The organism is Paenibacillus hexagrammi (assembly GCF_021513275.1).
GTDB lineage: Bacteria > Bacillota > Bacilli > Paenibacillales > NBRC-103111 > Paenibacillus_E > Paenibacillus_E hexagrammi.
Map to the genome: position 1 here is coordinate 5,758,493 of NZ_CP090978.1, position 18,004 is coordinate 5,776,496.

The 18,004-nt window shown below is 47.5% G+C and carries 14 protein-coding genes, 1 tRNA gene, 1 other RNA gene and 1 pseudogene; 2 read left to right on the plus strand and 15 right to left on the minus strand.

Annotation, left to right across the window (positions count from 1 at the left end):
* Window positions 1-438: 438 nt before the first annotated feature.
* The 15 genes and pseudogenes from L0M14_RS26330 to L0M14_RS26400 all read right to left on the minus strand — a co-directional run bounded on the left by L0M14_RS26330 (window position 439) and on the right by L0M14_RS26400 (window position 16,780).
* Window positions 439-822 carry a retropepsin-like aspartic protease gene (locus L0M14_RS26330; protein ID WP_235119389.1) on the minus strand — a complete coding sequence of 128 codons (384 nt, stop codon included), beginning with the start codon at window positions 820-822 and terminating at the stop codon, window positions 439-441.
* Window positions 819-1,076 carry a hypothetical protein gene (locus L0M14_RS26335; protein ID WP_235119390.1) on the minus strand — a complete coding sequence of 86 codons (258 nt, stop codon included), beginning with the start codon at window positions 1,074-1,076 and terminating at the stop codon, window positions 819-821. The genes L0M14_RS26330 and L0M14_RS26335 overlap by 4 nt, the downstream gene beginning before the upstream one ends.
* 215 nt (window positions 1,077-1,291) lie before the next feature.
* The gene (locus L0M14_RS26340) at window positions 1,292-3,427 is read right to left on the minus strand and encodes a helix-turn-helix domain-containing protein (protein WP_235119391.1); all 2,136 of its coding nucleotides are present in this window, start codon (window positions 3,425-3,427) and stop codon (window positions 1,292-1,294) included.
* Between the two features lie 82 nt (window positions 3,428-3,509).
* Window positions 3,510-3,874: a transfer-messenger RNA gene (ssrA, locus tag L0M14_RS26345) on the minus strand.
* A 225-nt stretch (window positions 3,875-4,099) separates the two neighbouring features.
* Complete coding sequence (smpB, locus tag L0M14_RS26350; protein WP_235119392.1) at window positions 4,100-4,582, minus strand: SsrA-binding protein SmpB; 483 nt, start codon at window positions 4,580-4,582, stop codon at window positions 4,100-4,102.
* Window positions 4,583-4,679: 97 nt separating this feature from the next.
* Complete coding sequence (gene rnr / locus L0M14_RS26355; protein ID WP_235119393.1) at window positions 4,680-7,532, minus strand: ribonuclease R; 2,853 nt, start codon at window positions 7,530-7,532, stop codon at window positions 4,680-4,682.
* A 42-nt stretch (window positions 7,533-7,574) separates the two neighbouring features.
* Window positions 7,575-8,342 carry an alpha/beta hydrolase gene (locus L0M14_RS26360; RefSeq protein WP_235119394.1) on the minus strand — a complete coding sequence of 256 codons (768 nt, stop codon included), beginning with the start codon at window positions 8,340-8,342 and terminating at the stop codon, window positions 7,575-7,577.
* Window positions 8,343-8,426: 84 nt separating this feature from the next.
* A complete protein-coding gene (gene secG, locus L0M14_RS26365) occupies window positions 8,427-8,666 on the minus strand; it encodes a preprotein translocase subunit SecG (protein WP_235119395.1) in 240 nt (79 codons plus the stop codon).
* A 116-nt stretch (window positions 8,667-8,782) separates the two neighbouring features.
* On the minus strand, window positions 8,783-9,481 hold the full coding sequence (locus L0M14_RS26370; RefSeq protein ID WP_311198787.1) for a M50 family metallopeptidase: 699 nt from the start codon (window positions 9,479-9,481) through the stop codon (window positions 8,783-8,785).
* A 53-nt stretch (window positions 9,482-9,534) separates the two neighbouring features.
* Window positions 9,535-10,827: a phosphopyruvate hydratase gene (gene eno / locus L0M14_RS26375; protein WP_235119396.1), complete on the minus strand. Its 1,293-nt coding sequence runs from the start codon at window positions 10,825-10,827 to the stop codon at window positions 9,535-9,537.
* A 34-nt stretch (window positions 10,828-10,861) separates the two neighbouring features.
* Window positions 10,862-12,400, minus strand: coding sequence for a 2,3-bisphosphoglycerate-independent phosphoglycerate mutase (gene gpmI, locus L0M14_RS26380; protein WP_235119397.1), 1,539 nt, complete (start codon window positions 12,398-12,400; stop codon window positions 10,862-10,864).
* Window position 12,401: 1 nt separating this feature from the next.
* On the minus strand, window positions 12,402-13,157 hold the full coding sequence (gene tpiA, locus L0M14_RS26385) for a triose-phosphate isomerase (RefSeq protein ID WP_235119398.1): 756 nt from the start codon (window positions 13,155-13,157) through the stop codon (window positions 12,402-12,404).
* 246 nt (window positions 13,158-13,403) lie between these two features.
* Window positions 13,404-14,584: pseudogene (locus L0M14_RS26390) on the minus strand (phosphoglycerate kinase).
* A gap of 97 nt (window positions 14,585-14,681) precedes the next feature.
* A complete protein-coding gene (gene gap / locus L0M14_RS26395) occupies window positions 14,682-15,686 on the minus strand; it encodes a type I glyceraldehyde-3-phosphate dehydrogenase (RefSeq protein ID WP_235119399.1) in 1,005 nt (334 codons plus the stop codon).
* 56 nt (window positions 15,687-15,742) lie between these two features.
* Complete coding sequence (locus L0M14_RS26400; RefSeq protein ID WP_235119400.1) at window positions 15,743-16,780, minus strand: sugar-binding transcriptional regulator; 1,038 nt, start codon at window positions 16,778-16,780, stop codon at window positions 15,743-15,745.
* Window positions 16,781-17,018: 238 nt separating this feature from the next.
* On the opposite strand from L0M14_RS26400, the gene L0M14_RS26405 reads away from it, so the two are divergent.
* Window positions 17,019-17,093 (plus strand) — tRNA-Arg (locus L0M14_RS26405).
* 258 nt (window positions 17,094-17,351) lie between these two features.
* Window positions 17,352-17,933, plus strand: a complete 582-nt coding sequence (clpP, locus tag L0M14_RS26410) for an ATP-dependent Clp endopeptidase proteolytic subunit ClpP (RefSeq protein ID WP_235119401.1) — start codon at window positions 17,352-17,354, stop codon at window positions 17,931-17,933.
* The last annotated feature ends 71 nt before the right edge of the window (window positions 17,934-18,004 follow it).

Genomic DNA, 18,004 nt, shown 5'->3' on the forward strand with positions numbered 1-18,004 from the left:
AAGGGAATTGTCTCAAAATCTAGACTGACTTGGAATACACCTTCTTGTTAGACGCTTACTCTCGATTGCCTTCTTTATCCTAGATATTTTTCCAATACCCCATGGACCTTCGACAACTAGTCCTTTGCCTTTTGTCCTAAGGTATACAACTAATTTAGTAAACTCATTTGGTTCAACAAATGTATATTGGGGTACTCCTGAATCCTTGGAAGAATTCGACGTTGACAACCAAGCGGTAGATTTCGATACCGTGCTCGTCCGCTCCGCTCCCTACGGGCAGGACTAAACCCCGGGTTCGCCCCCTCCTGTAACTTCCATACAAAAGTAAAAGACACCCTATCGGGTGTCCTTTACTTTTTGTATGGAGGCGAAGCGTGGACGGGTAAATCCACAATCCGCCGTAACGTCATGCTGAGGATGTTTGGTGTTGTCGCTTAGCTACTCTCTCGCTGATACCGTCAATTCTTTGGAGTTAATTATCAAACCTGCTAATTGGATATAATCAAAACCAATGATACCGTCAATCTCCATTCCGTAATTCATTTCTCCAATCTCCACTTCAAAGCCTTCTAGAGAAGTTCCGCCTGTCCTCACAAAATCGAAAAATTTGGAGTACACGACCTCTACGCCTCCTACACCCCTGATCTTGTTCAGAACATCTCCAGGCTCAACTTTAACCCCGATGGCCTCCACTACGTCAGCACTGAAAATCGTCCCGGCTGAACCAGTATCAAGCAAAACATGTTTCAAGTGCAGCACTTCTCCACGGTAACAAATCGTAACTTCTATGAAAGGTAACCCGTATTTCACTTCTATGTTCATCTGGGCCCTCTTACCCCCGCCCATTTCTCACGAAGTTTCAGAGTTTCACAAGATGTGTGAAAAAAGCCGTACTCCCGGTAAGGCTGTTCCCGATGCAATTCGTAATAGCGCTTCATTGCCACTGTGGAATCATCAAAGCGATCAATAAGTGCCACTTCATCAACGAACCAATAGCCGTCTTCCGAACGAGACTTCAAAGCCTCGCATACCACCCACTCATCTGGGAATTGCTCTCTAACCTCTCCCCAACGCATTCCCTTCACCTCCGAAAGGTATTTCTTCTTTACGTTAAGTATAGCACACAAAAAGCCTGTCCATAAAAGCAATTGGTCAGGCTAGAAGCCTTGATTAAAAACTTTTTTCGAACCGGGGCGTGGTTTAGATATACGTTTTAATATAGTATGTTCTGATGGAGATATACTATAGAACGGCGATGTTCTAAAAGACGCAGTTAAGTATAATATTGAAATCAAGAATAAATACTTTTAATTACATGTTTCCCTTGTTCTGTCAACTTATAGTATGGCCTATTCTTTTTATCAGTGTCTTCTTCTCTAGTAAGTAATCCCTTTTCTATCAACTCTTTAGCATTCCTTACTACTGATTGGTATGTTGTGTCAAGTTCCTGCCCTACCTCCAAAGGGTAAGGCTTTATCCCTGAATTCGTACTAAAAAGTCCCACAGCATGTAAGATGTCTAACTCATCCTTATGGTATTTCGCCTTATCAAGATTTTCTTGTACTAAATTCTTTAATTTTTGATCATAGTCAATTTCACATGTCTTTTGACCACATGTGATACACATCATATGAAACTTCTCTATGTTAGGCAACTCGGAAATATCATATTCTGCCTTACAACTTTTACATACGATTTTCTTGTTTGAAGATAGTGTTTGTGCGATTAAATGACTAAAGTCAAATCTTCTTTGTTGGTAATATTTCGTATATTTAGTTGTCCTCTCAGGACGACCATAAAGAATTTTTTTATTAAGAGAAAGACCATAGTCAAGAGAGTAAATAAAAGCATCTGGATTTTGTCCATCCTTTACTCCCTTCTGAGCAAGAATACTAACTTTATGTACTAATCCATTTAGCTCCAAAGAATCCAGAAAGGGACTTACACTTGGAGCTACTTGGAAATGACTTGTATACGCATACTCTAAACCTGAAAAATGCGAATTATCTGTTTTAGGAAGTTCTGCTTTTAATTCAAGAGATTTGTCACAGAGCGCTTCTAAGAGCTGATTTTGACTATAAATATCAATCTTCTCCTCGTAAACTCCCAAGCTTCTATATTCTTTTTCAAAATAAGTTTTTGTTATTTTATCATAAACATACTCTATCGCTTCAAAGATTATGGACTTGTTTATTGGCTTATTATAAACAATAGCATTATCATAACAAAAACTGAGAATATGCCCTAAAGTCCTAGGAATATTAATTGTCGCCTCATATAGAAGTAAACATAGTTCTTCGATATGCATCTCCTTTAGGTCAAAGTATTTGTCAATATTTACTTTGCAAAAATAATTTATTCTATTCTCTAGCAGGCGCTTTATAAAATCACTGGATTTTCTCTCAAGATCAATATAATGTCTCCCATACAACTCAAAGGCATCTATTGACTGTTGGTCATATTTACCGGCCTCCAACTCTCCGTAAGAAATTCTTCCAGGATAGGCTGCTATTTTTAGTACTAATTCATCACGTGCAGAGTTATATATCGGATTAATAATTGTTTGGAAAAAAATTTCCATATCTTCCTTTGAAAGCTCGGAAAAGTCATCGATGAATATGAATAATCTCTTCCTTTTAGTTACACATAATAATTCTTTAATCCCATCAATAATTTCTCCTATATCAAAAAGTCTTGCAAACACATTTATGTTTTCATTCTCTCGACCGGAGGTGCGCTCTCGAGATGTATTAATCTTAGAATATAATTTCAATAAAATTTCCTTCAAACCACCAACTTCACCTTTATGTTCTGAAGATGTTGTATTTTTATTTGACTCAGTTTTTTTGCTTTTTTGTATAAGGACACTATTTACTTTAAACAATGTTGGATTCTCAATTTTATCCTTGATGGAATTGATTATATGCTCTATTTTATTATCCCTAAATTTGTTCTGTATCTTTTCAAAAAAACCTTGATCTTCTTTCTTAAGATCGTCAACAATGCTTTTTAATAATTCATTTAAAAATTGTCGTATTAATAATAATCTCTCTAATTGTACGGTGTCCAAAACCTCCTCCAATTTTGGTAATTTAACATTGTTATTTTTATTCTTCATATCATCTACTATAGACTTTGCATTCATATATGCAGATAAGTTCACCTTTTTTGTTGCAATATCATATTGTGCTCGTGCAAATAATGTCGATTTCCCTGTTCCTTTTCTTCCTAACAGAATGAACGTATTATTCGATAGCAGCTTTCTTAAGATACCTTCATGTGGAAGCAAATCAACATATAGATCTTTTATTATTTCTTGGCCTTCTTGTTGCTCATCTTGTGCCAATTTGTTCGAGGTAATTCTTTTAAAAAGTTTTAATGTCTCAAAAACCTTAATAAAACCTTCTTTTTCAAGAGTAGTATACATTTTATCCTCCAAATAAATAGTTGGAATAAACTAGATAAAAACCTCACCTTTAGTTGAAGGTGAGGTTTTGTGTGGATTTAACATATGGAGGCGAGGGGAGTCGAACCCCTGTCCGAAAATATCGCCACACAGGCATCTACGGGTGTAGTCACAGTTTTGATGTCACCCGAGCAGCGCGCCGTAACCCGCTCTGCGTTGGGTCAGCCTGATTATCTTCTTCCGTCGACCCCAGGCGGAGACCGAAGCGGCGTATCCCACTAAAGTTGGGCCCCTATCCCGGCACATGGGCGATGCAGGGTAGAAGCTAGCTCACAGGTTATTAAGCTGCGAAAGCTAAGTTGTTGTTTTGTTTGCCATTTAATAGGCTTTAGCGTTGATGAAGTGGACGCGTCCCCACTACCCGCAACCCGCGCTCGAACTATCCCCGTCGAATCCAAGAACGCCCCCGGATTGACCTTCTGTCTTGCCCCTTGAAGCAAGGAAGGTGAAAGGTGTTGCTTCGACTTTCGTTTCGAGCCTTGTTGTTCCCTCGGCTGCTTACTTAGTATAGCACATTCTATCTACTTGTGAACCTCTAGGTTCATGGCAGTTCAGGCGCTGTTTGCCAAGTCTTCCATGCCATATTCATTCGTTATCGCGGAACTAAAGCACAGGCTCAACCAGCAACAAGAGCTATCTGGCCACCTTCTGCTTCTCGCGAAGCGCCCGCTGAATATCACGCTGCGCATCCCGCTTCGCTGCGGTTTCACGCTTGTCGTACTGCTTCTTCCCTTTGCCTAATCCAAGCAAAAGCTTAGCGTAGCCGTTGCGGATGTAGATTTTCAAGGGAACCAACGTGTAGCCTTCTTGCTTCGACTGTCCCAGCAGCTTCGCGATCTCTGGCTTCTTCATGAGCAGCTTGCGTGCTCTCGTAGGATCCGTCGGATTACTGCGATTGCCCTGCTCAAACGGACTGATGTGCATGTTATGCACGAAAGCTTCACCATTGCGAATGGTGGAGAAGCTATCTCCCAAATTCGCTTTGCCTGCACGCAAGGATTTGATCTCCGTGCCGGTCAGGACTAAGCCACACTCGTACGTATCTTCAATGAAATAGTCGTGCGACGCCTTCTTGTTCTGGGCGAGCACTTTGCCCTCGGCCTTCTTCGTTGCCACGTGAGATCCTCCTTCCGCACGCTTACAAAAGCATGCGCGAACTTGCTCCAATGTGAAACTTATTGTAGCAAGTTCGCGCCTGAAAAGCAAGAAGCGGCTACTTGCGCCGCTTCTTGCCTCCACCGCTGCTGCCGCCCGTTCCGCGGCGGCGTCCGCCCTTGGCGAGCGCGTTCACGCCGCTCGCCCAATCGCTGCCGCCGCTCTTGCCTCCGGCAGCGCCTAAAGCCCTTCGCTTCGCGCCCTCAACACCGCCGCGAAGCTCTCGATCCGAAGCGCCGCTGCGCTCTCTTGCGGCGCCTCCCGCGCTCTCGAACGAGTCATGCTGACCTCGTCCTCGCTCTTCCACACCAACTGCTGCGTTCCTCTGGGACTCCGCAGCTCCAAAGGCAGGCGCGTCGCCCAGACGAACCTTGCCGTCCTTGCTTCGCTTGCCGCTTCCGGCAAAGCCGTCCCTATTCTCCTTACCCTTTCCTCCCGCAGCTGGACCCGCACCACCTGCACCCGTCCGCGCACCGGCCTTCGCGCCGACAAAGCCACCTTTGCCGCTTTTGCCCCATGGCTTGCCGCCCTTACTGCCACCGCCGGCTTTACCGCCACGACCGCGGCTGTCTCCGCTACTCCGTTCACCTGCTCCACTATCTCGACTTTCGCCGCTTCGACCGCGGTCTCCGGTCCCACGACCTCCGCCACTCCGTTCACGGTCTCCGGCGCCACGACCGCGATCGCCGCTTCCACGTCCACCGCGGGCCGCACCGCCTCTGCTGCCGCCTCGCGAATCTCCTCCCCGGAACCCGCCGCGGCTCTCACTGCGAGGCTTCATATCCACCATTTCAAAATCAATGGTACGCTCATCCATATTAACGCGGGCTACGCGTACTTTGGCCTGATCACCGATTCGGTAAGTACGGGAAGTTCTCTCCCCGACCAGCGCATGATGCATTTCATGATAATGATAATAATCATCGGTCAGATCGCTTAAACGGATCAAGCCTTCTACCGTATTTTCAAGCTCTACGAAGATACCGAAGTTGGTCACGCTGGATATGATGCCTTCGAATTCCTCACCAATTTTATCAAGCATGAATTGGGCTTTCTTGAGCGCTTCAGTCTCCCGTTCCGCCTCAACGGCCATTCTCTCACGTTCCGAGGACTGACGGGCAATATCGTCCATACGCCCAGCCAAATACTCCGTACGTTGATCCGATAGCACCCCGCTCTCAAGTACCTCACGAATCACGCGATGAATAATAAGATCGGGATATCGGCGGATCGGCGACGTAAAGTGGGAATAATATTCCGCGGCCAATCCGAAATGCCCCAAGCTCTGGGAATCATAACGCGCCTGCTTCATGGAACGAAGCATCACTTTGCTGATAACCGTCTCTTCTGTCGTTCCCTTGATTTCTTCAAGCAAGGATTGAAGCGCACGAGGGTGAACCGAGTTGCCCTTGCCTTTAACGGAATACCCGAAATTCGTAATGAACTCCATGAAGTGAAACAGCTTCTCCATATCGGGATCCTCATGAATCCTGTACAGAAACGGCACTTTCAACCAATGGAAATGCTCGGCCACCGTTTCATTGGCAGCAAGCATGAATTCCTCGATGATCATCTCAGCGATGGAACGCTCTCTTTTGATAATATCGGTTGGCTTACCTTCTTCATCTACGAGAATCTTGGATTCCTCGAAGTCAAAATCAATGGCTCCCCGCTTCATACGACGGGAACGAAGCTTCATCGCCAGCTCTTCCATCAGCTTGAAGTCATCCATCAAATACTCGTAGCGCTCGAGCACTTCCGGCTCCGCTTCACCTGTCAGAAGCTTTCTGACATTGGTATACGTCATCCGCTCACTCGTTTTAATAACGCTGGTAAAAATATCATGGCGAACCACTGTTAAGTTCTCGTCAAACTCCATCTCACAGGACATCGTAAGCCGATCCACTCGCGGATTCAGCGAGCATATTCCGTTAGAAAGCCGATGAGGAAGCATCGGAATGACACGATCAGTCAGGTAGACGGAGCAGCCCCGATTATAAGCTTCACGGTCCAAAGCGGACCCTTCACGCACGTAGTAGCTGACATCGGCAATATGCACACCTAGCACATAGTTACCGTTCTCCAGACGCTCAACATTCACCGCATCATCCAGGTCCTTGGCATCCTCACCATCAATTGTGACGATCCGCTTATTCCTCAAATCTCTACGGCCTTGCCCTTGAATCTCCTCTTCGCTAATCGTATCCGGTGCAGCATCAGCTTCTTGAAGAACCTCTTCTGGAAACGCTTCTGGGAGCTGAAATTTACGTACGATAGCCAAAATATCAATACCCGGGTCATCCTTATGCCCCAGAATCTCGACAACTTCACCTTCCGCCGCAGCTCTGCCCTCCGGGTAGCTGACAAGCTTGACGACGACCTTTTGCCCCGTAACTGCGCCCATGAAAGCGTGCTGAGGAATAAAGATATCCCTAGTTACCCTCTTATCGTCAGGAATTACGAAGGCATACGTTTCTTGGCTTTGAAAAGTCCCCACGATCTGCGAGTTCGCCCTCGTTACGACACGAACCACTTCGCCTTCCATTCTCCCGCCCGCCGGGCTCTTTGAAGTGACTCTAACGAGAATGAGATCCCCATTCATAGCGGTATTCATATCATTGGCGTGAATGTACACGTCCGGTTGATCCCGATCCTCAGGAATAAGGAAGCCAAAGCCCTTGGCATGAGCTTGCAGCTTGCCTCGAATTAAGTTCATACGCTCTGGTACGCCGTAACGGTCGTTGCGCGTTCTCAGAATGAGACCTTCCTGCTCCAAATTGTTGAGGATTTTGAGAAATTCTTTAAAATCGGTGGCGTTCTCCACGCCAAAATGTTTCTCAAGCTCCTGATACGTCATCGGCTTATACGCCGTTTCTTGCATAAAGCTTAATATATCTTGTTCATTTACCATCGTTGTTCACCTTCTTGTCGAATTCACGGACTTCCTATGTACCTATTGTTCGAACTGCAGAGATTCGATAAACGAGGTAATATCTTCATAAATCTGTTCTCTTTCCAAATCCAGCAGCATGCCGTGAGATGACCGTGGATAGTAGTGGAGCTCTTTGACTGATGAACCCACCTTCTGATATAAAAATTCGGCGCTATGATGTCTTACGACTGCATCCTGGTTCCCCTGCCCGATCCAAACCGGCGCTGCAATCTTTGGCAAAAGCTTTCTAACTCTTTTAATCAATCGCAGCAGCGAAACGACAGAACGAATCGGCGTTTTGGTATACGCACATGATTCATTTAACAAAGTGGGGATGTTCTTTGACTTTTTCTCTACATAATGGAGCATGTATTGAAGTAATACCGCCCATGAAGCATGTCGAGTGGCAAGGTAGATGGGGGCGGCCAGGGATATAATACCCGCAGGTCTCCGCTCCGCTGCCAGCATGAAGGTCAGCAGCCCGCCCATGGAATGTCCTATCACTACAATATTCTTGCACACCGCAGCCAATTCGTCATATTGGTCCCTCACATGCCCATACCAATCCGTCCATTCAGTTCTGCGCATCTCTTCCGGCGAAGTGCCATGACCCGGCAGCCTTACAGCTTGTACGGTGTACCCCTGGTCATGTAAAAAATAACCGACTCTCCTGAATTCCGATGGCGACCCTGTAAATCCATGCACCATTAGCAAAGCGATCTGACTTTTTGAACCAAGCCCCTTAAAGCTGAAAGGCTCAGTCGACCTATATACTCTATTCTCACCCATATCCATGAAACCACACCTCAGCACTACATAAAAATGAAAAAACAGCAGGAGTAGATTTCCCCTGCTGTTATCGTTTTATGTGTGTTAAGCGGTTTTCACTACGTAGGCTACGACAATGGAGAGAATGAAAAATGCAGCTGCAAGTCCCATTGTAAAACGAGACAAGAACAACTCTAGCCCGCGAGCTTTTTGCTTACCAAACAAATGCTCAGCTCCACCGGAGATCGCACCAGATAAACCAGCGCTCTTACCTTTTTGAAGCAAGACAACGCAAATTAAACCGATCGAAGCTATAATTAACAGAATCTTCATTGCGATTACCATGATTAGCACCCCAATAACCATTACTTTGCTAAAAGTTCAGCAAGTGTATTTTAACATAGTTTGTCCTTGGTGGCAAGAAAGGCTTTAAAGCGCTTTCTCCCCCTATGTTATCTGCATCACTCTCTATACGACACTGCCGGCTTTTTCGCACGAGTAGACCTGCTTCCTTTGCGTCCCAAGAACGCTTGAACCGCCTGCTTCGCGCACCACAGAGCGAACAAGGTAAAACCGATAGCCCAAGCAATAGCGGGTATTCCCGTATTAAGTGCCAAATTGGTTGCGTCCCCTGCCTGACGTGCGTTAATCCATGCGTACTGCACAAGCGACAGCGGTCCGAAAACCGATTCCTCCAAGCACAGGAATGCCAGCAAGAGGTAATAAAAGTCCCTGAGCCATTTTGGCGCCAACGCGAGAGCCAGAACCGTAACTGCAATTAGTCCGAGTATGAAGGTTATACCGAACGCATTTCGTACAAAGAGAACAAGGGAGAGAACGGCAACCACCGTCATTACCTGCAAGCCGAGACGCTGCTTCCCTTTGGCATAGACAGCAAACAGAAACCAAGCAAAGAGAGAGGCCGTCATATAACCGGCTAGCGATACGGGAATGACCGACCATGACTTCGTGATTAGCGAGTGGGTTACTCCGCTGTGGTCAGCGTATAGCTCTATGTACTGCACCTTACCGGATAGAGCAAGCGTTACAACTGCGTGCCCGAATTCATGAACCATCGTATCCAGATTGCGAAAAAACGAAGAGGGATCAGATGCGTCAACAGCGCGGAACCTATTAAAAATAAAATAGTTTTCACCCAATTGCTCATCGTAATCCCCTCCAGGTCTTATTCAGTTATTTCGTACGCAGAAGATTACTTGAAGTTTCTCAGGTTGTAGAAAGCTTTTTTACCTGCGTATTGAGCAACGGATTGAAGCTCATCTTCAATGCGAAGCAATTGGTTGTATTTCGCAACGCGGTCCGTACGGGAAGGCGCGCCTGTTTTGATTTGTCCAGCGTTCGTAGCAACAGCGATGTCAGCGATGGTGCTGTCTTCGCTCTCACCGGAACGGTGGGAGATTACCGCTGTGTAACCAGCGCGTTTAGCCATTTCGATCGCATCAAAAGTCTCAGTCAACGTACCGATTTGGTTTACTTTTACTAAGATGGAGTTTGCGATGTCTTGCTCGATACCTGTGGACAGACGGGATGTGTTCGTTACGAACAAGTCGTCGCCAACGAGCTGTACTTTGCCGCCCAATTTCTCAGTAAGCAATTTCCAACCTTCCCAATCGTCTTCAGAGCAACCGTCTTCGATAGTGATGATTGGGTATTTGTCTACCCATGCAGCCAAGAAGTCTACGAACTCAGCAGGCGTGTAGGATTTGCCTTCGCCTTCAAGGTGGTATTTACCGTCTTTGAAGAACTCCGTGGAAGCAACGTCCATACCCAAGAATACATCTTCACCTGGTTTGTAGCCAGCTTTTTCGATTGCAGTGATGATTGTGGAAAGAGCTTCTTCATTGGATGCGAAGTTAGGAGCAAAGCCGCCTTCGTCGCCAACTGCTGTGTTCAGGCCTTTTTCTTTCAGAACGGACTTCAAGCTGTGGAAGATCTCAGCGCCAATGCGAAGAGCTTCTTTGAACGTTGGAGCGCCTACTGGCAGAACCATGAACTCTTGAACGTCTACGTTGTTATCAGCATGCGCGCCGCCGTTGATGATGTTCATCATTGGAACTGGCAATGTTTTTGCGTTAAATCCGCCCAGGTATGTGTACAAAGGTACATCCAGAGCGTCTGCTGCTGCGCGAGCTACAGCCATGGAAACAGCAAGAATTGCGTTAGCACCCAATTTTGCTTTGTTAGGCGTACCGTCGATTTCGATCATTTTGTTGTCGATACCAACTTGATCAAGAGCGTCCAAGCCGATCAGCTCAGGAGCGATGATTTCGTTCACGTTATCAACAGCTTTCAGAACACCTTTACCAAGGTAACGGCCTTTGTCACCGTCGCGAAGCTCAACAGCTTCGTATGCGCCAGTGGAAGCGCCTGAAGGAACGATTGCACGGCCGAAAGCGCCGGATTCAAGGTATACTTCTACCTCTACAGTTGGGTTACCGCGGGAGTCCAGGACTTCGCGAGCGTAAACGTCGGAAATGATAGTCATCGTGAAAAACACTCCTTTTATAATATGGTTGCGATTATCGCTTAATGATCGTAGAACCGGTCATTTGCTCCGGTTGTTTCACTTGCAGGAAATCCAGCATCGTAGGGGCAATATCCGCCAAAATTCCGCCGTCTCTTAGTGTAACAGATTTGTCCGTGACAATAAATGGCACCGGATTCGTCGTATGAGCCGTGTTGCGCGTGCCGTCCGGGTTGGTAACAACGTCTGCATTACCATGGTCGGCTGTGATGCATACAACGCCGCCTTTTGCCAAAACAGCTTCAACGACTTTGCCCAGGCACTCGTCCGTAGCTTCAATCGCTTTGACTGTCGGCTCCAGAAGACCGGAATGACCTACCATGTCAGGGTTCGCAAAGTTCAAGATGATCACATCTTGACGCTCAGCTTCGATTTCTTTTACCGCAGCTTCAGCCACTTCATAAGCGCTCATTTCCGGCTGCAGGTCGTAAGTAGCGACCTTTGGCGAAGGAATGAGAATGCGCGTCTCGCCTGGAAGCTCGACATCACGTCCGCCGCTGAAGAAGAAAGTAACGTGCGGGTATTTCTCCGTCTCGGCAATGCGAAGCTGCTTCAGATTGTTCTGAGCCAGCACTTCCCCGAGCGTGTTATCTAAGTTCTTAGGCTTATACGCTACGAAACCATCCACGGACTCGCTGAACAGCGTCAAGCATACGTAGTACAGGTTCGTAGGCACTTTGTCTCCACGGTCGAAACCGCGGAAGTCTTCATTCGTGAATACCTGCGATAATTGGATCGCGCGGTCAGGACGGAAATTGAAGAACACAACCGCGTCTCCAGATTCCACAAGACCAACTGGCTTGTTGTCCGCTCCTACGATAACCGTCGGCATGACGAATTCGTCGAAAACGGATTTCTCGTAAGACTCGATGATCGCTTGCATCGGATCTGTGTACGTCGGGCCTTCGCCATACACCATGGCTCTGTAGGACTTCTCGGTACGCTCCCAACGCTTGTCACGGTCCATCGCATAATAGCGGCCTTGAACCGTTGCGATTTTGCCTACGCCTACTTCGGCGATTTTGGCAAGCAGGCTCTCCATGTACTTCTTGGCGGAGTCCGGAGCCACGTCGCGGCCGTCCAGGAACGCATGAATGTACACTTCTTCCAATTCTTCTTTCTTAGCCAGATCCAGCAATGCGAACAAATGCTGAATGTGGCTGTGTACGCCGCCGTCCGAAAGCAAGCCGTACAGGTGAAGCTTCTTACCGTTTGTTTTCGCATGGCGAACGGCACCGATCAGTGTTTCGTTGTCGTAGAACTCACCATCGCGAATCGATTTGGAGATCCGGGTCAGGTCCTGGTATACCGTGCGACCTGCACCGATATTCAGATGCCCTACTTCAGAGTTCCCCATCTGGCCTTCCGGCAATCCTACAGCTTCACCGCAAGCAGTAAGCGTTGTATGCGGGAACGTCGACCAGTAACGGTCATAGTTGGGCTTTTTGGCATGAGCCACAGCGTTGCCCTGTTCATCCGAACGAAGTCCGAAGCCGTCCAGAATGATCAGCGCTACCGGTTTCGGTCTGGACATCTTACTTCGCCCCCTGAACCAATTGGATGTAGGAAGCAGGCTCCAAGCTCGCTCCGCCTACAAGCGCACCGTCGATGTCAGGCTGTGCCATGTACTCGGCAATGTTGTTCGGCTTCACGCTGCCGCCGTATTGGATGCGAACTGCATCTGCAACGGAAGCGCCGTACAGACCGCTTACAAGCTCGCGAATGTAGCCGATAACGTCCTGTGCATCTGCCGCAGTGGAAGATTTGCCAGTGCCGATCGCCCAGATTGGCTCGTACGCGATGACAACTTGAGCTGCTTGCTCCGCGCTCAGACCTTGGAAAGCTGCTTCTGTTTGTACTTTGCAAACTTCTTTGGTTTGACCTGCTTCGCGCTCTTCCAGCTTCTCACCTACGCAAAGGATCGGCTTCAAGCCGTGCTTGAACGCCGCAGTTACCTTCTTGTTGACGATCTCGTCTGTCTCGCCAAAGTAAGCTCTACGTTCGGAATGTCCGATGATCACATACTCAACGCCAAGCTCTTTCAGCATCACGCCGCTGATTTCGCCTGTGTAAGCACCGTTGTCTTCGAAGTGAAGGTTTTGCGCGCCGATATGCAGCGCAGTGCCTTTCACAGCTTCAACAAGTGCCGGAAGATTCGTGTAAGGAGAGCAGATTACGCTCTCTACGCCTGCAACTTCCGCTGCGCCTTTTACCTCGTTAATGAAGCTTGTCGCTTCGCTAACGGTTTTGAACATTTTCCAGTTACCTGCGATAATGGGGGTTCTGCTCATGGGTAAGCCTCCTTAGAGTTTTCGCCAGAAAGCTGGCTTCGTAACCAAAGTTCCAATGTTGATAAAGCAGATCCATTACAAGCTTCAGCAGCTTTTCTCCGATCCCTGTTGACATGTCGTTCTTTCATTGAAATAAAACTTTCTAAGGTGATAACGACCTGTCAAAGGGGACCGCTACACTTCTCCGAAAACTACTGAGCTCTTCATTACTCTTTATCAACTGTATAAACTGGCTTCGTAAGCCAATTATTTATCGTTCAAAGCCACAACGCCCGGCAGTGCTTTGCCTTCCATGAATTCCAGGAAGCGCCGCCGCCTGTGGAGATGTGATCCATTTTGTCAGCCAGGTGGAATTTCTCAGCAGCCGCTGCGGAATCACCGCCGCCGATGACTGTGTAGCCGGAAGCTTCTGCACATGCTTGAGCTACCGCACGAGTACCGTGAGAGAAAGGTTCGATTTCAAATACGCCCATAGGTCCGTTCCACACAACCAGCTTGGATTTCGCAATTGTGTCCGCGTAAATTTCACGAGTTTTCGGTCCGATGTCGATGCCTTCCCACTCAGCAGGGATGCCGTCAACGCCTACGATTTGCGTGTTTGCGTCTGCGCCAAATTTGTCTGCGACTACGATATCAACCGGAAGCAGGAAGTTTACGCCTTTTTCTTTTGCTTTTGCAATGAAGCTAAGCGCAAGATCCAGCTTTTCGTTATCCACGAGGGATTTACCGATTTCGTTACCTTGTGCTTTCAAGAAGGTGTAGGACAAGCCTCCGCCGATGATGATGTTGTCTGCGATGTTCAGCAGGTTGTTGATGACATCGATCTTGTCTTTTACTTTCGCTCCGCCAACGATGGCTGTAAAAGGACGCTCCGGATTGTTCAGCGCTTTGCCCAGGACATCCAATTCTTTCTCCATCAAAAGACCGGAAACAGCCGGAAGGTAGTGAGCGATGCCTTCTGTAGAAGCATGAGCACGGTGAGCCGCGCCGAAAGCGTCGTTCACATACAGGTCAGCCAGTTCTGCAAAAGATTTTGCCAATTCAGCATCATTCTTCTCTTCACCAGCGTAGAAACGCACGTTTTCAAGCAGCAATACATCTCCATCTTGAAGAGCTGCAACTTGCGCCTTAACCGCTTCGCCAACTGCTTCGTCAGCTTTCACTACAGGCTTGCCCAGCAGTTCGGACAATCTAGCTGCTACCGGAGTCAAACGAAGCTCTTCCACGACTTCACCCTTTGGACGGCCAAGGTGGCTTGCCAGGATGACTTTAGCACCTTTATCTACCAGGAATTTGATCGTTGGCAGCGTTTCTCTGATCCGTGTATCGTCTGTGATTTGACCATTTTCCAAAGGCACGTTGAAATCGACGCGGACGAACACTCTTTTACCGGATACTTCAACATCGCGAACACTTTTCTTATTCATGGAACAGACCTCCCGAGCGGTTTTTTATGTAAAAATCATACGTAAAGAGGAGAATCGCTTCTCCTCTTTACGTGTATCCAAATGTGCGGATTATAAATTACAAACCTTTGCTTGCGATGTATGCAGCAAGGTTAACGACACGGTTGGAGTAGCCCCACTCGTTATCGTACCAGGAAACCACTTTCAGCATGTTGTCGCCAACTACCATCGTGGACAGAGCATCGATTGTGGAGGAAGCTGGGTCGCCGTTGTAGTCGCTGGAAACAAGCGGCTCATCGGAGTAGTTAAGGATTCCTTTCAAAGGACCTTCAGCTGCTGCTTTCAGAGCTGCGTTTACTTCGTCAACAGTTACGTTTACTTTAGTTTCTACAACTAGATCCGTTACGGAAACGTTAGGAGTAGGAACGCGCATTGCCATACCGTTCAATTTGCCTTTCAGTTCAGGCAGAACCAGACCGATTGCTTTTGCTGCGCCAGTGCTGGAAGGAATGATGTTCTCAGCTGCTGCGCGAGCACGGCGAAGGTCTTTATGAGGAACGTCAAGTACGGATTGGTCATTTGTGTAGGAGTGAACAGTTGTCATCATACCTTTAATGATTCCGAATTGATCGTTGATTACTTTTGCAAATGGAGCCAAGCAGTTTGTTGTGCAAGAAGCGTTGGAGATAATTGTGTGTTGAGCTGGATCGTATTTATCTTCGTTAACGCCAAGAACGATTGTGATATCCTCGTCTGTAGCAGGAGCGGAGATGATAACTTTCTTAGCGCCGCCTTTCAAGTGAAGGGAAGCTTTGTCTTTCGCTGTGAAGATACCAGTAGATTCAACTACGATTTCTGCGCCAACGGATGCCCAAGGAAGGTTTCCAGGGTCGCGCTCAGCAAATACTTTAATGGAACGACCGTTTACGATCAATTCGCCTTCGCCAGCTTCAACCGTGGCGTCAAGCTTACCGTGAGTTGTGTCATATTTCAGCAAGTGAGCCAATGTTTTTACATCTGTCAAATCGTTAACTGCAACGATTTGTACTTCGGAGCTGTTCAAAGCTGCGCGAAATACGTTACGTCCAATACGTCCGAAACCGTTAATACCTACTTTTACCATAGCGAATTCCTCCTAAGATTTACAATATTTATATGTCAAGACGGTCCGAAGACACGTCAAGATGGCCTGCTCACAGCATGTTTCATCATTTCCAGTGCTGCTGCTTCATCCGTTACAAGCACGTCTTCCTGCCCATGACGAAGCACGGAAGCAATCGCTTCCCCCTTGCTCTTGCCGCCTGCCACTCCGATAACAACTTCAGTCTTCTGAATATCATCCAGCCTCAGTCCCACGGTAGGCATCTTATGCACCACATTGCCTTGCCTGTCAAAATAATACCCGAACGCTTCCGCTAATGCTCCCTCGGCTTGCAGGCTGCGCGTTGTGTCTTGATCGACCTTGCGTCTGCGAGCCATGACCATAGCATCTCCGATTCCATGAACGACGATGCGGCATTTGCGAACAACATCGACAACCTCTTGAATCTGCGGGTCCTGCATCAAGGTTTGATACGCTTCCTCACCCAGATGATCAGGAACATGCAGTAGCCGATATTTACCGCCAGTCTTCTTCGCCATCGTCGAGGCAATCGTATTGGCCTGCATATCGACGCTTTCTCCGAGTCCACCTCTGGCAGGTACGAACCAGCTGCCCTTCATCCGAGAGGATATCGACATGTGATGTGCGACCTGAGCCATGGTTGAACCGCCTGTCACAGCAATTACGTCGTCCTTAACGACAAACTTCCTTAACGCTGCCGCCCCTGCCCGGCCAAGCTCCTTCTTCGTAAATGAGGAATTGTCGGAATCACCTGGAACAACAACGACATGAATCAATCCGAAAGCTTCTGCGATTCTTTCCTCAAGGTCGGTTAGCCCGAAGGCCACCTTAATGAGCGGCTCCATCTTCTCCAAGAGCTGACGGCCTGATTCGCTGATCTTCATCCCGGAGGCATCCGTCTCCAAAAGACCTTGCTCCTTGAGAAAATCAACTTCTCCACGCAGCACTCGCTCCGTCATATCCAGCGAACTGGCGAGCGTTCTTCTGCCGACAACACCCGATACAAGAATGTGCCTGAGAATCGAGTACCGCTTCTTCATTACATCCATCAGATCCGGCAGGAGCTGCTTCTGAATGTCAAGGATTTCTCTCATAGACGAATCAACGCTCCGCTTCCTTAGATAGTGATGGACACTTTTCGTCCCGCGTATACATTTTGTGTCCCACCGGGGCGAAAAAAATTTGCCTTGCACGTTTATTATAACCAATTCCTTCGAGAGATTCAACAATTGTTCAAACAATTTTGCCCATTTTTTATGACCCTGACATCCCATCTTGCTTTTTTCCGCTGCCTATCATATAATAACCCTTGCTTCACTAAATTCATATGATGCGCCCGTGGTCCAATGGATATGACGTAGGCCTCCGGAGCCTGAGATAGGGGTTCGATTCCCTTCGGGCGCGCCACTTTCAAACACGACAATCAGTTTTCCAAGTGAAGACTGATTTTTTTATTTCTCTAGTTTGACCTTTATTGACCTTTATCCTCTTTTTCGGTATCATACATAGTGTAGCAGCTGTTTAATCATTCCATGGCGCAAGGGATGTGCAGGTTCCTTTGGTAATTCCCGTATATCCGTGGTCTTATTAAACAATCTCTTGGAAATACTGTAAGTAGCATAACCCAGAAGAAACCATTGCACACACCTGAAGGAGGTCATTCTCATGAGTTTTATCCCTATGGTCGTCGAACAGGACGCTCGCGGTGAAAGAGGCTATGACATTTATTCCCGCTTGCTGAAGGACAGAATTATCTTCCTTGGTACAGGCGTGAATGACGTTGTTGCCAATTCCATTATTGCTCAACTTCTTTTCCTTGCTGCTCAAGATCCTGACAAAGATATTAGCCTGTACATCAACAGCCCTGGCGGATCGATCACTGCAGGTATGGCCATCTATGATACGATGCAATTCATTAAGCCTGACGTATCTACGATTTGCGTAGGGATGGCGGCATCTATGGGCGCGTTCTTGCTAACAGCCGGCGCCAAAGGCAAACGTTACGCGCTGCCTAACAGTGAAGTTATGATTCACCAGCCGCTCGGCGGTGCCGAAGGGCAAGCCTCCGACATCGAGATCCGCGCAAAGCGTATTCTCAAGATGCGCGACAACTTGAACAAAATTCTCGCAGAGCGCAGCGGCCAGCCACTCGAGCGTATTGAGAAAGATACCGACCGCGACTACTTCATGAGCGCAGCCGAAGCAGCCGAATACGGACTTATCGATAAAGTCATCGAGCGCGTGTAATCATTACGTTGTATCGGAAACGAAAGAAACCAGCCCATACGAGCTTAGGAGCTCGCAGAGGCTGGTTTTTT

Excerpts from the sequence above, each read along its gene's own strand:
- L0M14_RS26330 (WP_235119389.1), bottom strand. The coding sequence starts at position 822 with ATGAACATAGAAGTGAAATACGGGTTACCTTTCATAGAAGTTACGATT.
- L0M14_RS26335 (WP_235119390.1), bottom strand. The coding sequence starts at position 1,076 with ATGCGTTGGGGAGAGGTTAGAGAGCAATTCCCAGATGAGTGGGTGGTA.
- L0M14_RS26340 (WP_235119391.1), bottom strand. The coding sequence starts at position 3,427 with ATGTATACTACTCTTGAAAAAGAAGGTTTTATTAAGGTTTTTGAGACA.
- rnr (WP_235119393.1), bottom strand. The coding sequence starts at position 7,532 with ATGGTAAATGAACAAGATATATTAAGCTTTATGCAAGAAACGGCGTAT.
- L0M14_RS26360 (WP_235119394.1), bottom strand. The coding sequence starts at position 8,342 with ATGGGTGAGAATAGAGTATATAGGTCGACTGAGCCTTTCAGCTTTAAG.
- secG (WP_235119395.1), bottom strand. The coding sequence starts at position 8,666 with ATGGTAATCGCAATGAAGATTCTGTTAATTATAGCTTCGATCGGTTTA.
- eno (WP_235119396.1), bottom strand. The coding sequence starts at position 10,827 with ATGACTATCATTTCCGACGTTTACGCTCGCGAAGTCCTGGACTCCCGC.
- gpmI (WP_235119397.1), bottom strand. The coding sequence starts at position 12,400 with ATGTCCAGACCGAAACCGGTAGCGCTGATCATTCTGGACGGCTTCGGA.
- tpiA (WP_235119398.1), bottom strand. The coding sequence starts at position 13,157 with ATGAGCAGAACCCCCATTATCGCAGGTAACTGGAAAATGTTCAAAACC.
- gap (WP_235119399.1), bottom strand. The coding sequence starts at position 15,686 with ATGGTAAAAGTAGGTATTAACGGTTTCGGACGTATTGGACGTAACGTA.
- L0M14_RS26400 (WP_235119400.1), bottom strand. The coding sequence starts at position 16,780 with ATGAGAGAAATCCTTGACATTCAGAAGCAGCTCCTGCCGGATCTGATG.
- clpP (WP_235119401.1), top strand. The coding sequence starts at position 17,352 with ATGAGTTTTATCCCTATGGTCGTCGAACAGGACGCTCGCGGTGAAAGA.